This window comes from Halomonas sp. KG2 (genome assembly GCA_030440445.1).
Classification (GTDB): Bacteria; Pseudomonadota; Gammaproteobacteria; order Pseudomonadales; family Halomonadaceae; genus Vreelandella.
On sequence record CP098528.1, the window covers coordinates 2,053,530 to 2,067,464 of the forward strand.

At 50.9% G+C, this 13,935-nt stretch carries 12 protein-coding genes; 11 read left to right on the plus strand and 1 reads right to left on the minus strand.

The window, feature by feature from the left end:
* The first annotated feature begins 106 nt into the window (after positions 1 to 106).
* From pheS to NDQ72_09585, 3 genes are all read left to right on the plus strand, one after another.
* The gene (gene pheS, locus NDQ72_09575; protein WKD30167.1) at positions 107 to 1,126 is read left to right on the plus strand and encodes a phenylalanine--tRNA ligase subunit alpha; all 1,020 of its coding nucleotides are present in this window, start codon (positions 107 to 109) and stop codon (positions 1,124 to 1,126) included.
* A 26-nt stretch (positions 1,127 to 1,152) separates the two neighbouring features.
* Entirely contained in the window at positions 1,153 to 3,534 is a 2,382-nt protein-coding gene (pheT, locus tag NDQ72_09580) for a phenylalanine--tRNA ligase subunit beta (GenBank protein WKD30168.1), read from the plus strand.
* Between the two features lie 107 nt (positions 3,535 to 3,641).
* Positions 3,642 to 3,938 carry an integration host factor subunit alpha gene (locus NDQ72_09585; protein ID WKD30169.1) on the plus strand — a complete coding sequence of 99 codons (297 nt, stop codon included), beginning with the start codon at positions 3,642 to 3,644 and terminating at the stop codon, positions 3,936 to 3,938.
* A 127-nt stretch (positions 3,939 to 4,065) separates the two neighbouring features.
* Here the strand turns inward: NDQ72_09585 and NDQ72_09590 are convergent, their stop codons facing one another.
* Positions 4,066 to 4,272 carry a DUF2788 domain-containing protein gene (locus NDQ72_09590; GenBank protein WKD30170.1) on the minus strand — a complete coding sequence of 69 codons (207 nt, stop codon included), beginning with the start codon at positions 4,270 to 4,272 and terminating at the stop codon, positions 4,066 to 4,068.
* Positions 4,273 to 4,414: 142 nt separating this feature from the next.
* On the opposite strand from NDQ72_09590, the gene NDQ72_09595 reads away from it, so the two are divergent.
* From NDQ72_09595 to NDQ72_09630, 8 genes are all read left to right on the plus strand, one after another.
* Positions 4,415 to 4,876, plus strand: coding sequence for a flavodoxin domain-containing protein (locus NDQ72_09595; protein ID WKD30171.1), 462 nt, complete (start codon positions 4,415 to 4,417; stop codon positions 4,874 to 4,876).
* Positions 4,877 to 4,878: 2 nt separating this feature from the next.
* Positions 4,879 to 5,247 carry a hypothetical protein gene (locus tag NDQ72_09600; protein ID WKD30172.1) on the plus strand — a complete coding sequence of 123 codons (369 nt, stop codon included), beginning with the start codon at positions 4,879 to 4,881 and terminating at the stop codon, positions 5,245 to 5,247.
* A gap of 248 nt (positions 5,248 to 5,495) precedes the next feature.
* Positions 5,496 to 6,848 carry a trigger factor gene (gene tig / locus NDQ72_09605; protein ID WKD30173.1) on the plus strand — a complete coding sequence of 451 codons (1,353 nt, stop codon included), beginning with the start codon at positions 5,496 to 5,498 and terminating at the stop codon, positions 6,846 to 6,848.
* A gap of 62 nt (positions 6,849 to 6,910) precedes the next feature.
* Positions 6,911 to 7,528, plus strand: a complete 618-nt coding sequence (gene clpP / locus NDQ72_09610; GenBank protein ID WKD30174.1) for an ATP-dependent Clp endopeptidase proteolytic subunit ClpP — start codon at positions 6,911 to 6,913, stop codon at positions 7,526 to 7,528.
* Between the two features lie 74 nt (positions 7,529 to 7,602).
* Entirely contained in the window at positions 7,603 to 8,883 is a 1,281-nt protein-coding gene (gene clpX, locus NDQ72_09615) for an ATP-dependent Clp protease ATP-binding subunit ClpX (protein WKD30175.1), read from the plus strand.
* A 199-nt stretch (positions 8,884 to 9,082) separates the two neighbouring features.
* Positions 9,083 to 11,512, plus strand: a complete 2,430-nt coding sequence (gene lon, locus NDQ72_09620; protein WKD30176.1) for an endopeptidase La — start codon at positions 9,083 to 9,085, stop codon at positions 11,510 to 11,512.
* A gap of 194 nt (positions 11,513 to 11,706) precedes the next feature.
* Complete coding sequence (locus tag NDQ72_09625; protein ID WKD30177.1) at positions 11,707 to 11,979, plus strand: HU family DNA-binding protein; 273 nt, start codon at positions 11,707 to 11,709, stop codon at positions 11,977 to 11,979.
* A 111-nt stretch (positions 11,980 to 12,090) separates the two neighbouring features.
* Positions 12,091 to 13,908, plus strand: coding sequence for a SurA N-terminal domain-containing protein (locus NDQ72_09630; GenBank protein ID WKD30178.1), 1,818 nt, complete (start codon positions 12,091 to 12,093; stop codon positions 13,906 to 13,908).
* Positions 13,909 to 13,935: the final 27 nt, after the last annotated feature.

The following is a 13,935-nucleotide window of genomic DNA, read 5'->3' on the forward strand; positions in this document are numbered from 1 at the left end:
GTGACCCATGCAGGGGAAGAGCAGCCGCTCTTCCCCTGTTTTTTTGTCACCTTCAACATGCCAGCCATCTTTAGAGATGGAAATCGCTTAATTCGGAGTGAATCGGATGGACCATCTTCCTACTCTGGTGTCAGAGGCTCGCGATGCTATTCATGCGGCGCAAAGTGTCCCTGCTCTAGATGAGTTGCGCGTACGTTACTTGGGTAAAAAAGGCGAAGTGACGGCCTTGTTGAAAGGCTTAGGAAAGCTTTCAGCAGAAGAGCGTCCTGCCGCCGGTGAGCAAATTAATCAGGCGAAACAGACCCTGGCAGCTGAAATTGATACAAAGCGTCAGCAGCTTGAAAGCGAAGCGCTTAATGCTCGCTTGGCAGCTGAAAAAATTGACGTGACACTGCCTGGCCGCGGTCAAGAGAATGGCGGCCTGCATCCCGTTACTCGCACGCTTGAACGTATTGAAGGCTTGTTTACCAGGATTGGCTACGATGTGGCGGTAGGGCCAGAAATTGAAGATGACTACCATAATTTCGAAGCGCTAAATATACCCGCTCATCACCCTGCGCGTGGTATGGCAGATACCTTCTATTTCGATGCTACACGCTTGTTACGTACTCATACATCGCCAGTTCAAGTACGTACCATGAAAAGTAGTGAGCCGCCGATCCGTATTGTTTGCCCTGGTCGTGTCTACCGTAGTGATTCAGATCTCACCCACACTCCAATGTTCCACCAAGTGGAAGGTCTGTTGGTTGATGAGGGGGTGAGCTTTGCAGATCTTAAGGGAACTATTGAAGATTTTCTCCAGGCGTTTTTTGAACGCGATGATCTTTCAGTCCGCTTCCGTCCCTCTTACTTTCCATTCACTGAGCCCTCCGCAGAGGTCGATATTCAGTGCGTGATGTGTAGCGGTGATGGTTGTCGTGTCTGCTCGCATAGCGGCTGGTTGGAGGTTATGGGCTGTGGAATGGTGCATCCCGAGGTGTTCAGGCATTCAGGCATTGATGCTGAGCGTTACACCGGGTTTGCGTTTGGTATGGGCGCCGAGCGGCTAGCGATGCTGCGCTACGGTGTCAATGATCTACGTTTGTTCTTTGAGAACGATCTGCGTTTTCTTCGCCAATTTACCTAAGACCGCTGCCAACGACGGGAATCAATATGAAATTTTCAGAACAGTGGCTGCGTGACTGGGTGGCTCCGCAGCTTGATACACAGGCAATTGCCGATCAAATTACCATGGCAGGCCTTGAGGTCGATGCTATCGAGGCCGTTGCGTCCGCGTTTAGTGGCGTAGTGGTTGCAGAGGTGCTGACTAAAGAGAAGCACCCAGACGCTGATAAGCTCAACGTATGTACTGTTAATGATGGTACCGGTGAGCCTGTGCAGGTTGTTTGTGGCGCTGCCAATGTCGATGTTGGTCAAAAAATTCCGTTTGCTCAGGTGGGTGGCATTCTGCCGGGCGACTTCAAAATCAAAAAAGCTAAATTGCGTGGTGTTGAGTCACGCGGAATGATTTGCTCGGCCTCAGAACTAGGCCTGGAAGAAGAGACGTCTCCTGGGATTTTTGTGCTGCCCGCCTCTGCGCCGGTAGGTCTAAGTTTTCGAGAGTATATGCAGCTCGATGACATGACCATTGAAGTTGATCTCACGCCGAATCGCGGCGATTGCCTAAGTATCAAGGGGCTGGCTCGAGAAGTGGGTGTGCTCAATCGTCTACCGGTGAGTGGCCCTGAGATTGCGGCTATTGAAGCCAGTATTGACGATACTTTTTCAGTGCGTATTGAGGCGCCGGAGCAGTGCCCGCGCTACGTGGGTCGCATTATTAGGGGTGTCGATATTAGCGTCGAAACCCCGCTATGGATGGTGGAGCGTCTCCGGCGTAGCGGTGTTCGTTCCATTGACCCTGCCGTTGATGTGACTAACTATGTGATGCTAGAGCTAGGCCAGCCGTTGCATGCGTTTGATCGCAACAACCTCCACGGCGGTATTACCGTTCGCTTGGCGCGTAAAGAAGAGCGTTTGACCTTGTTGGACGGTCAGGAAGTAGCGCTAAGACCTGAAACACTGGTTATTGCTGATGATGAAGGTCCTCTGGCAATGGCAGGCGTTATGGGGGGCGAGAACTCAGGGGTAAGTGAGAAGACCGATACGATTTTCTTGGAAGCTGCCTATTTTACGCCGCTGGCTATTGCAGGGCAGGCGCGTTCTTATGGTCTTCATACGGATGCATCACACCGTTTTGAACGTGGCGTTGATCCAGCGCTTGCCAGTGTGGCGATTGAGCGTGCCACACAGCTTCTAATGGAGATATGTGGTGGTCAGGCTGGCCCTGTTACTGAGTCGTCCAGCGGCGAACACCTGCCAGCACCGCGTAACATTGTATTGCGCGAGGCGCGTTTAGAGAGCGCGCTTTCGAAGCGACTGCCCGTTGAAGATGTAACTGACATTCTGCAGCGTTTAGGGCTTGCGGTTGATAAGCAGGCAGATGGCTGGTCAGTCACAGCGCCAAGCTGGCGTTTTGACGTGGCGATCGAAGAAGATCTCATTGAAGAGATTGCTAGGGTCCATGGTTATAACAACCTGCCTGTTCGGCGCCCTGCGGCGCGTTTGGCGCTGCGTCCGGCTAACGAGGCGGTGCTAACCCAAGCCCAGCTGCGCAACCAAATGGTAGCTCGTGGTTTTCAGGAGGCGATAACTTACAGCTTTGTTGCACCTGACCTGCAAGCGACGATGTTGCCTGACGCTGTGTCGCCTGTGCTGGCGAACCCTATCTCGTCAGATCTGTCGGTGATGCGGGCTAGTTTGTTCCCAGGCTTAGTGCGTGCGCTTGAGCATAATCTGAACCGTCAGCAAACCCGTGTCAGGCTGTTTGAAACCGGCTTGGTGTTTAATGGCCATTTGGACAACCTTTCGCAAGTCCCGATGATGGGAGCGCTGGTATGCGGAGGGCGTGAAGCTGAAGGTTGGTGCGGGGCTAAAGCCCAAGTCGATTTTTACGATCTAAAAGGCGATTTAGAAAGCCTGTTGGCGCTTGGTGGCGCGCTTGATGCTTGGCGTTTTGAGCCGGGTGAGCATCCTTCGCTACATCCTGGGCAAACAGCGAAGCTGTTGCATAATGGTCAGCCTGCCGGTTGGATTGGCACCTTGCATCCTCAGGTACGAGCCAAGCTAGGGCTGAAAGTAGATGCCGTTATGTTTGAGGTTCGCTTAGATGCGCTGAGCGAGGGGCTCATCCCAGCCTTTGAGCCGCTGTCACGTTATCCAGAAGTTCGCCGTGACTTGGCTTTCACTGTTAAGGCAGAGATACCTGTCCAGGCGCTACTTGATTGTGCAAAAGCACAAGCTGGCGATTACTTAAAAGACATTAAGCTATTTGATGTCTATGCTGGTAAAGGCGTAGCTGATGGTTGCAAGAGTATTGCATTGGGCTTGACGTGGCAGCACGGATCACGCACGCTAAATGACGATGAAATCAACCTGTTGGTAGATTCCATCGTATCGCAAGTGCGAGCAGAATTGGATGCTGAGCTACGTGGATAGGATTTGTTGGCAGGTTTGGTGGATAGTTACGTGAATAATTAAATAATGCCATGACACGACGCTTATCACGTTCTTGGCAATGCGTTTGCTACATGGAGGGGGGCCTTATGGGTGCGTTGACCAAAGCAGAGCTAGCAGAACATTTACACACTGAGCTCGCGCTGTCGAAGCGAGAAGCAAAAGCCATGGTTGAGGCTTTTTTTGAAGAGATCCGCGCCTGCTTGCGCGAAAACGAGCAGGTTAAACTATCGGGTTTCGGCAATTTCGATTTGCGTGATAAGCGCGAAAGACCGGGGCGTAACCCCAAGACAGGTGAAGAGATTCCCATTTCTGCACGGCGCGTTGTTACTTTTCGTCCCGGTCAAAAACTAAAGCAGCAGGTAGAGCGCTATACAAGCAGCTAACTTGCGGGTGGCGGAAGTTTAAACGCACTGGTCGGAGGGTGTGTGTCGAACAGTTGTGCTGAGCTGATGCGCAGAGTGGTAGCAAATGAAAAGGAGTACCTTCGGGTGCTCCTTTTTAATTTTCGGACTAAAGTCCACGTCCTTCAATGAGCCAAGTGATCACTACCTTAATGACATAACCCAGCATGCCAGCACCCAGAACGACAAAAAGCATGATCGTGCCAAACTTCCCTGCGTTGGATTTCTTAGCTAAGTCCCAAATAATAAAGCACATAAACACGATTAAGCCACCGACCATGATCGGTGTTATCCATGCCTCAAAGAGCTGCTGCATAAGATTTCCTACTAAATGATTGATAGTGCCTCATGAGAAGGCGTGTGTCGTTTTTGCGAGTCGTGTTAATATTTGACCAAATTCATCGGGTATTTGTCGACTGAACAAAGCACAGTGCGACATTATTGCAGAGGAGTAGGCCATGCCAACGCTAACGATTCTAGTCGGTACAATGTACGGTGGCGCGCTAGATGTCGCAGAGCAAGTAAAGCCGTTATTTGAGCAGGCTGGCTACAATGTTGATATTTCTGAGCAGCCAACGATTGACGATTTGACCAATAGCCAAGATCTTACGCTGTTTTGTGTATCAACCACGGGCAGTGGAGATTACCCAGGGAATTTTGTTTCTTTTGTGCGCGGGCTGCAGGAAAAAAGTCCCTCGCTTACCTCGTTGCGCTATGGGTTGATTGCGTTGGGCGATAGCTCATACGGAGACACGTTCTGTGGGGCGGGAAGGGCGCTCGATGCGTTACTAGAGGATCATGGTGCAACGCGTTTAGGTGAGCGGCTGGAAGTGGATGCTATGGAAACCTTTATGGCAGATGACGCCGCTATTCCGTGGGTAGAAGAGTGGATTGAGTCTCAGCAACTGAAGGTTGCTTAACCATGCAGCGAGTCCCTTTTTCTCCAGAACGTATTAGCGTTGCCCTCGGACTTTGCATTGTTATGTTGGCCGCGATACCTCGTTACATGGTAGAAGGGCATGAAACACGCCAAACATTGTTACTTATTGCGCTAGCCATTGTGGTGGGTGCTGCTGCTGTTCAGTGGAAAATGCTGCCGGTTGGCGCACGAAAAGCGCTGCCAGCATTATGTCAACGCTTGCTATTTATGCTGCTATTGGGTTCCCTGGTAATGGGGGCGTGGCATGGTCTGTTCACTGACTGGATTAGCTGGCAAGTGTTTATTTCCCACGCAGCAACCTGTGGTTTGCTATTTCATGCTGTTTCTTTGTGGTGGGCAAAGCGCGACTAAAGGCCACTATTTTAGATGTGATAGTCAGGCTACAAGGCTTCATCTAACGTTTAAAAATAATTTTGACTGCATTGTGGTCAAAAAACGACCTAAAATGGTCGTTTTGCTAGTGATTACCCTTGTATTTGCGGGTTATGCCCCCATCTTGCGAGCATGGCGCTTGCCACGATGCGCTAGGGTTCTTAAAATTGCCCCCTTGTACTTATTTTACGCAATCAACATAACGCCCAGCCGCTAGAGGACAATTCATGCAAGTTTCCGTCGAGACGACCTCCCAGATCGAACGCCGTATCACTATTCAGGTGCCGGCCGCCGAAATCGACGAGGCCGTCAGCGCTCGCTTAGTAGACACCGCGAAAAACGTTCGCCTGAATGGTTTTCGCCAAGGCCGAGTGCCGATGGCTGTAGTTCGTCAGCGCTATGGCGACAGCGTGCGCAATGAAGTGGTAGGTGAAGTGATGCGTGAGCGCTATGTGCGTGCCATCACGGAAGAAGGCCTTAATCCTGCCGGTTTTCCCCAGATTGAGCCAAAAGTAAACCAAGCTGGCAAAGACCTAGAGTTTGTGGCGGTTATGGAAATCTATCCGCAGGTTGAGCTTGCGTCTATCGAAGGCACTGAAGTTGAGCGTCCGGTAGTGGCGGTTAACGATGCTGATGTCGACGAAATGATCGATACACTGCGTAAGCAAAATGCTGCGTGGGAAGAGGTAGACGCCGCTGCTGCTGATGGCGATCAAGTTACCATCGACTTCCAGGGCTTCCTGGGTGACGAGCCGTTTGAAGGTGGAAGTGCTGAGGGCCATGCTTTAGTTATTGGCTCTAACAGCTTCATCCCAGGCTTTGAAGAGCAGTTGATCGGTGCGAAGGCGGGTGATGAGAAAACCATCACTGTTACCTTCCCTGAAGATTACCAAGCAGAGCATCTTGCAGGTCAGGAAGCCACCTTTAAAGTCACCGTTCATAAAGTCAGTAGCCAAACGCTGCCGGCCGTAGACGCTGAGTTTATTGCGCGCTTTGGTGTTGACGATGGCGATGAAGAGAAATTCCGCGCTGAAATCAAAAAGAACATGACCCGCGAAGCGGCCCAAGCGGTGGATAACCGTGTTAAGCAGCAGGTGTTGGATGCGCTGAAAAAAGCGAACGATATTCCTGTGCCAAGTGCGCTTGTTCAGCAAGAAACTGATGGCATGAAGCGTCAGGCAGCACAGCAGTTCGGTCTGGGCGAGGACTTTGATGTCAGCCAACTGCCGAATGAACTCTTCGAAGCGCAAGCGAAAGGCCGCGTCCAGGTAGGATTGCTGCTGGCCGAGGTTATCAAGGCGAATGAGTTAGACGCTGATGATGATGCAATTAAAGCTAAGGTTGAAGAGCTGGCAGAGCAGTATCAGGATCCTTCCGAAGTGGTTGAATACTACATGGGTAATGAGCAGCTCAAAACCCAAGTGAAGTCTGCCATCCTGGAAGAGAAAGCTGTTGATAAGCTGCTGGAGCAGACGAACGTTAAAGACGTTGAAATGTCATACCAGCAGGCATTGGCAGCGGCTCAGCAACAGGCCGAGCAAGATGAAGGTGTTGAAGAAAGCGAACAAGCTAGCGCTTAACTTCATCGCGTGGCGCATCCCATGTGGGTGCGCTTTCCCTTACCGGACGCAAGGAATCACGAATGAGTGAGTTTGATATTCAAAACGCCGGCGGTTTAGTGCCCATGGTGGTTGAGCAGAGCGCCAAAGGGGAAAGAGCCTATGACATCTACTCACGCCTGCTAAAAGAGCGTGTTATTTTCCTGGTTGGACCAGTTGAAGATTACATGGCGAACTTAGTAGTGGCGCAGCTGCTGTTTCTTGAGTCAGAGAACCCTGATAAAGATATTCACCTTTACATCAATTCGCCTGGTGGGTCTGTTACGGCAGGTATGTCTATCTACGACACCATGCAGTTTATCAAGCCTGATGTGTCGACCGTATGTATTGGTCAAGCGGCCAGCATGGGTGCACTGTTGCTGACAGCAGGCGCAGCAGGTAAGCGTTATTGTTTGCCTAATTCCCGTGTGATGATTCACCAGCCGCTGGGTGGCTATCAAGGCCAAGCGTCTGATATCGAGATCCACACCCGTGAGATTTTAGGTATTCGTGAAAAACTGAACCAGATTTTAGCCCATCATACTGGTCAAGAACTTGATACTGTTGCTCGGGATACTGACCGTGACAACTTTATGAGCGCCACTAAAGCCCAAGAATATGGCTTGATTGACGCAGTGCTGGATAAGCGGCCTACATCCTGATAGCGTGGTAGGATTCTGCTTTTCTAACGAGCTTTTCCGGCGGCGTAAGCCGCCGCAGTGATAGAGGTACGCGAATGGCCGACGGCAAAGGCAAGGACGAAGGTGGCAAGCTTTTATACTGCTCGTTTTGTGGTAAGAATCAAAACGAAGTACGTAAGCTAATTGCAGGCCCGTCCGTATATATCTGCGATGAGTGTGTCGACTTATGTAATGACATCATTCGCGAAGAAGTTCTCGAAGCCGATGCCGAGAGCGATGAAGAGCGTTTACCTACGCCTCGCGAAATACGTCATACGTTAGACGACTATGTCATCGGACAAGATCGCGCCAAAATGGTGCTATCTGTAGCGGTTTATAACCACTACAAGCGTCTTAAGACGGAAGTGCGCGAAGGCGATGTAGAACTAGGTAAATCAAATATTCTGCTTATTGGTCCTACCGGTAGTGGTAAAACACTGTTGGCGGAAACCATGGCGCGGTTATTGAATGTACCTTTTACCATTGCCGATGCCACTACGCTGACAGAAGCGGGTTATGTGGGTGAGGATGTTGAAAACATCATCCAAAAGCTTCTGCAGAAGTGTGATTACGACGTCGAAAAGGCTGAGCGAGGCATTGTTTATATCGATGAAATCGATAAGATTTCGCGAAAGTCTGATAACCCTTCCATCACACGTGATGTGTCGGGCGAGGGTGTCCAGCAGGCACTACTCAAGTTGATTGAAGGCACAACGGCATCCGTGCCGCCGCAGGGTGGTCGTAAACATCCCCAGCAAGAGTTTGTTCAGGTCAATACGGCCAACATGCTGTTTATTGTGGGTGGTGCTTTTGCGGGTCTTGATAAAGTTATCCGTGACCGTGCTGAGAAAGGTGGCATTGGTTTCAATGCCAGCGTGAAGAGCAAAGAGTCTTCACGTGGTGTAGGTGAGTTACTGGCCGACGTAGAACCAGATGATTTAGTGAAATTTGGTTTAATTCCTGAGTTTGTTGGACGTCTGCCCGTGATTGCGACGCTCACTGAGCTAAACGAAGATGCGTTGGTACAGATCTTAACCGAGCCTAAAAACTCGTTGGTTAAGCAGTACGCCAAGCTCTTTGAAATGGAAGATGTGACGCTCGAGTTTAGAGACGAAGCGCTGCGTGCTGTCGCTACCAAGGCAATGGAGCGTAAGACTGGCGCGCGAGGTTTGCGATCTATCCTTGAGTCTGTGCTGCTAGACACCATGTACGAGATTCCTTCGCTTGAAGGTGTTAGCAAAGTGGTGATTGATAGTTCAGTGATTGCAGGCGAAAGTGAGCCACTACTGATCTATTCGCAGCAGGAAGACGCTCGTGTTGATGGCACCGACGGCTAGTCCCGACGTGCACACCACGGCCTAGCTTTTACCGCTTGCGCCAAACCAAGGGGTCGCCTAGGCGGCCCCTTGTTATTCATAAGTTATTCATGAAATGTTTGCCTAGCTGCTCAGCGCCCTAGCGCCATGCTTTTCATACTGTGAGGTACTTGGCTAAGTACCCTTTCAAGTACTCATCCGATTTTGAGGAACGTCTGCGATGCAGCAGAACGCCGATCAGACACAATGTCTACCCCTGTTGCCTTTGCGGGATGTGGTTGTATATCCGCAAATGGTTATTCCACTTTTTGTTGGTCGTGAGAAGTCCATCCAAGCGTTGGAAGCGGCGATGGAGGCCGACAAACGTGTGCTGCTGGTGGCTCAGCGTGAGGCCTCCCAGGATGAGCCCGATAACGCTGATCTTTATGCCATGGGCACCGTGGCCGATATCATGCAACTGCTAAAATTGCCTGATGGCACTGTAAAAGTGCTAATTGAGGGTAATTTCCGCGCTGATGTTATTGATATTGAAGAGCATGAGACGGGCTACACCCAAGCTTACTTAGTGCCTCGCGAGAGCGAGCCGCTAACCAGTCGTGAACAAGAAGCACTGGTACGTGTGCTGCTCAACCAATTTGAGCAATACGTCAAACTGTCCAAAAAAGTGCCTAACGAGGTGCTCAATTCGCTTTCTGGAATTGAGGATCCGAGCCGCTTGGTCGATACCATCTGTGCGCATTTGTCATTAAAAATAGGCGACAAGCAAGAGTTGCTCGAAATGGATCGCGTGCGTGATCGCATCGAGCACTTAATGGCGCTGATAGAATCCGAAATTGATTTGCTGCAGGTTGAGAAGCGCATCCGCTCGCGCGTGAAAGAGCAGATGGAAAAGACCCAGCGCGAGTATTACCTCAATGAGCAGATGAAGGCCATCCAGAAAGAGATGGGTGAGCTGGATAATGTGCCGAACGAGGCCGAAAAATACGAGCAAGCCATTGCTTCATCTGGAATGCCTAAAGAAGCGGCTGAAAAAGCGACTCAGGAGCTTAGTAAGCTGAAAATGATGGCTGCTAACTCGGCCGAAGCTACCGTGGTTCGCTCTTACCTAGACTGGCTAATAGCCGTCCCCTGGAAGAAGCGTACCCGCGTCAAGCACGACTTAGTGAAAGCGCAGGAAGTGCTGGATCAGGATCATTACGGCTTAGAAGAAGTTAAGGCACGCATCCTTGAGTATCTTGCGGTACAAAAGCGCGTGCGCAAGATGAAAGGACCTGTATTATGCTTGGTGGGCCCGCCAGGCGTGGGTAAAACCTCTCTTGGCCAATCTATCGCACGGGCCACGAATCGTAAATATGTTCGCCTTGCGTTAGGTGGCGTACGAGACGAGTCTGAAATTCGCGGTCATCGCCGCACCTACATTGGCTCGTTGCCGGGTAAGTTAATGCAGCGGATGAGCCGGGCTGGCGTTAAGAACCCACTGTTTTTATTGGATGAAGTCGATAAACTCGGTATGGATCACCGCGGTGACCCTGCATCAGCGCTGCTAGAGGTGCTTGATCCTGAGCAGAACAATAGCTTTAGTGATCACTACCTTGAGTTGGACTACGATCTATCAGAAACGCTATTTATCTGTACTGCTAACTCGATGAATATTCCTGGTCCGCTGCTGGATCGTATGGAAATCATTCGTTTGCCGGGTTACACCGAAGATGAAAAGTTAGCGATCGCTAGGCGTTATTTGTTGCCGAAGCAGCAGGAAGCGAATGGCCTCAAAACGGAAGAGTTGGCGCTCAATGATGATGCCTTGCTAGAGCTAGTGCGCTATTACACCCGTGAAGCTGGGGTGCGAGAGCTGGAGCGTCAGATTGCCAAAGTGTGCCGTAAGGTGTTGCGCGAGCGTTTAGAAGCCGAACAAGCAACCAGTGGTAAGCAGGGTAGCCATCTGCAGGCTCAACAAGTCCTGGCAGCTGAAGATATTGAAGCCTATGCAGGCGTGCGCCGTTATAGCTATGGGTTGGCAGAGCAGGAAGACCAAGTTGGTCGCGTGACGGGACTAGCGTGGACATCGGTTGGCGGCGAATTACTGAATATCGAATCGGTTGTGACACCCGGCAAAGGGCGTATTAACAAAACCGGCTCGCTAGGCGATGTTATGAAAGAGTCGGTGAGTGCGGCACAAACGGTCGTTAAGGCGCGTGCAAAAGAGTATGGTATTGATCCGCAACGGTTTGAGAATGAAGACTTACACATTCACGTTCCGGAGGGCGCTACGCCTAAAGATGGCCCAAGTGCAGGCATCGCCATGGTAACCGCTATTGTCTCTGCCTATACTCAACGCCCTGTGCGTTGTGATGTGGCCATGACAGGAGAAGTGAACCTCCGTGGCGAAGTGATGCCCATTGGGGGGTTAAAGGAGAAATTGCTGGCAGCCCGTCGCGGTGGTATAAAGACGGTCTTAATTCCTGAGGAAAATCGCCGAGACCTCAAGGAAGTGCCAGAAAATATCAAAGGGGCACTTGATATCCGCCCCGTACAGTGGATAGATGAAGTACTGGCCGTAGCGCTACATAACGATCCAATCGACGAGAGCGTCTCGTTGAAAGGTTCTGATCCGGCTTTTAATTCAACCGTCGTAACGAGTACCCATTAAGCGTTAATGCTCCATTGAGTTTTAACATTACTTAATAGTTTTGCCCAAGACCTTGAGTTGCGGGCATTTCTCGGCACTGTCGCTTGACAGGGGTTTCAAGGCATTGCTATAAAACACAGCTACGCTTTGAAGTTGTATCTAACGGTGGCAGTGCCGTTCAGAGCCATTTTTTTGAAACAGTTAAGGGGTGAAGTGTGAATAAGTCCGAGCTGATTGAAGCTATTGCCGCGTCTGCTGATATTCCTAAAGCAGCGGCAACCCGCGCATTGGATGCCATGGTGGAGTCTGTCACCGATAGCCTCAAAAAAGGCGAAAGTGTTTCACTGGTAGGTTTTGGTACTTTCGCAATTAAAGAGCGTGCTGCTCGTACTGGCCGTAACCCGCAGACTGGCCAGCCGATTGAAATTAGCGCTGCAAAAGTCCCCAGCTTCAAAGCCGGTAAAGCGCTGAAAGACGCCGTCAACTAATTGGCTCGCGTTTGCTGTAAGCTAATGGGCGCATCGCATTCGCGATGCGCCCATGTTTTTTTCTGGCCCGATAGTTAGGGCGATAGATAGCTGTGATGATCTGAGGCTAGCATGCTGCAAAGTATTCGAGATGGCTCCAGAAGCTGGGGTGCCAAAATAATTATCGGTGTCATGGTGGCTGCCATGGCACTTTTTGGCGTGGAGTCGCTGTTTAGTGTCTTTGGCGATGACCCTAATCAAGTGGCGAGCGTTAACGGCGAGCCAATCATGCGTCAGCAGGTTGAGCTTGAGGTGCAGCGTGCACTTCGTTCTGGACAGGTGCCACCAGAGCAAGAGCGGGCGCTGCGTAATGACGTTCTTGACCAGCTAATAACTCAGCAACTGCTAACGGGGTATGCTGAAGACGGTGGAGTGTTTGTTTCTGATGCCCAACTAGATCAAATGATTGTTGGTTTGCCAGAGTTTCATGACCAAGATGGTCGGTTCTCGGCTGAAATATTCCGCAACCGTCTTGCTGGTGCAGGATACACGCCAGTGGCGTTTCGTGAAGAGCTGCGTGCTGATATTAAGCGCCAGCACTTGCAGCAAGGCCTTGCGTTTAGCGACTTTAGCTTGGAAAACGAGCAGGAGCGTTTAGCTGAGCTGCAGCGTCAGCAGCGCAGCTTTCGCTATATTTTATTAGATGCCGATGATGTAAGCGTAGAGGCGGATGTTACTGAAGCGCAAATGCAGGAATATTTCGATGCAAACCAGGCACGTTTCGAACGTCCTGAGCAGGTGCGCGTTGAGTATGTGCTAGTTGACCGTCAAGCCATGGCGGAAAACGTTGAGGTTGACGAGCAGAGCTTGCGCGATGCGTGGCGTGAGCAGAACCGCAATGCCGATCGGCGGGTCTCTCATATTATGGTGACGTTTGGCGAAGAGCGCAGTCGTCAAGAAGCGCAAGCACACGCTAATGAGGCTTTAGAAGCCTTGAACAGTGGTGAAACTTTCGCCGATACGGCACTACGTTATTCAGATGATACGGCGAGTGCTGAGGAAGGCGGCGACTTGGGGGTTATTAGTCGTGGTTTCTTTGGTGATGCCTTTGATGAAGCTGCTTTTGCGCTAGATGAAGGTGAAACATCTCAACTGGTGGAAATGGATGGTGCATTTCATATCCTTCAGGTAACCGAGCTGGTAGCACCCGCCTTTGAAGAGCAGCGTGAAGCGCTTCAGCAAGATGTTGCTCTGCGTGAAGTCAGTGATGAGTTCAATCAGCAAGTTCAGCGCTTAATTGATGAGAGTTTTGCTGCCGATGATCTTCAAAGCGTAGCGGATGACCTCGGTCTAACGCTAAACCAGACTGACTGGTTAGCACGCGGTGAAGGTGAAGGCGTGCTTTCAGAGCCCGGGGTGCTAGAGGAGGCCTTTAGTGCTGATGTGCTAGAAGAAGGCTATAACAGCGAAGTGATTGAGCTTGATGATGACCGTCGCCTTGTGCTGCGTGTTGCGGAGCATCGCGAAACGACTCAACTCACGCTAGACGATGTGCGTGACGAAGTCGCTAACGCTGTTGTTGCTCAACAACGCCAAGAAGCGCTTGAGCAAGAGGCGGCTCGTATGATTGAGGCGGTGGAAGCGGGCGAGGCCAGCGACATTGATTGGCTTGAGGCTAGCAATATTTCGCGTCAGTCTGACAGTGCGCTTCCCCAGGCGGTAGTGCAGCAGGTATTTCGTATGCCGCGTCCGCAGGAGGGTGATAGCGTTTACCGCTCTGTGTCGCTGCCGGAAGGCGTTGCCATCATTGCGCTGGACAGCGTATCCGTAGGCGAAGTTGACGAGCAGCTTACCTCTTTTGTAGTGCAAATGGCTGAGCAACTTCGCGCACAGTCTATCATTCAAGGCTTGGTAGACGACCTGCGTAGTGACGCGAAGATTGAGCGTTAATTAACGCGTTTTTATCAACCCAAAAAA

Bases quoted from the DNA above. Each gene is read 5' to 3' on its own strand.
- NDQ72_09600 (WKD30172.1), top strand. From the start codon at position 4,879: ATGCAGCGAGTCCCTTTTTCTCCAGAACGTATTAGCGTTGCCCTCGGA.
- NDQ72_09590 (WKD30170.1), bottom strand. From the start codon at position 4,272: ATGCAGCAGCTCTTTGAGGCATGGATAACACCGATCATGGTCGGTGGC.
- lon (WKD30176.1), top strand. From the start codon at position 9,083: ATGCAGCAGAACGCCGATCAGACACAATGTCTACCCCTGTTGCCTTTG.
- NDQ72_09595 (WKD30171.1), top strand. From the start codon at position 4,415: ATGCCAACGCTAACGATTCTAGTCGGTACAATGTACGGTGGCGCGCTA.
- clpP (WKD30174.1), top strand. From the start codon at position 6,911: ATGAGTGAGTTTGATATTCAAAACGCCGGCGGTTTAGTGCCCATGGTG.
- pheT (WKD30168.1), top strand. From the start codon at position 1,153: ATGAAATTTTCAGAACAGTGGCTGCGTGACTGGGTGGCTCCGCAGCTT.
- pheS (WKD30167.1), top strand. From the start codon at position 107: ATGGACCATCTTCCTACTCTGGTGTCAGAGGCTCGCGATGCTATTCAT.
- tig (WKD30173.1), top strand. From the start codon at position 5,496: ATGCAAGTTTCCGTCGAGACGACCTCCCAGATCGAACGCCGTATCACT.
- NDQ72_09630 (WKD30178.1), top strand. From the start codon at position 12,091: ATGCTGCAAAGTATTCGAGATGGCTCCAGAAGCTGGGGTGCCAAAATA.
- NDQ72_09585 (WKD30169.1), top strand. From the start codon at position 3,642: ATGGGTGCGTTGACCAAAGCAGAGCTAGCAGAACATTTACACACTGAG.
- clpX (WKD30175.1), top strand. From the start codon at position 7,603: ATGGCCGACGGCAAAGGCAAGGACGAAGGTGGCAAGCTTTTATACTGC.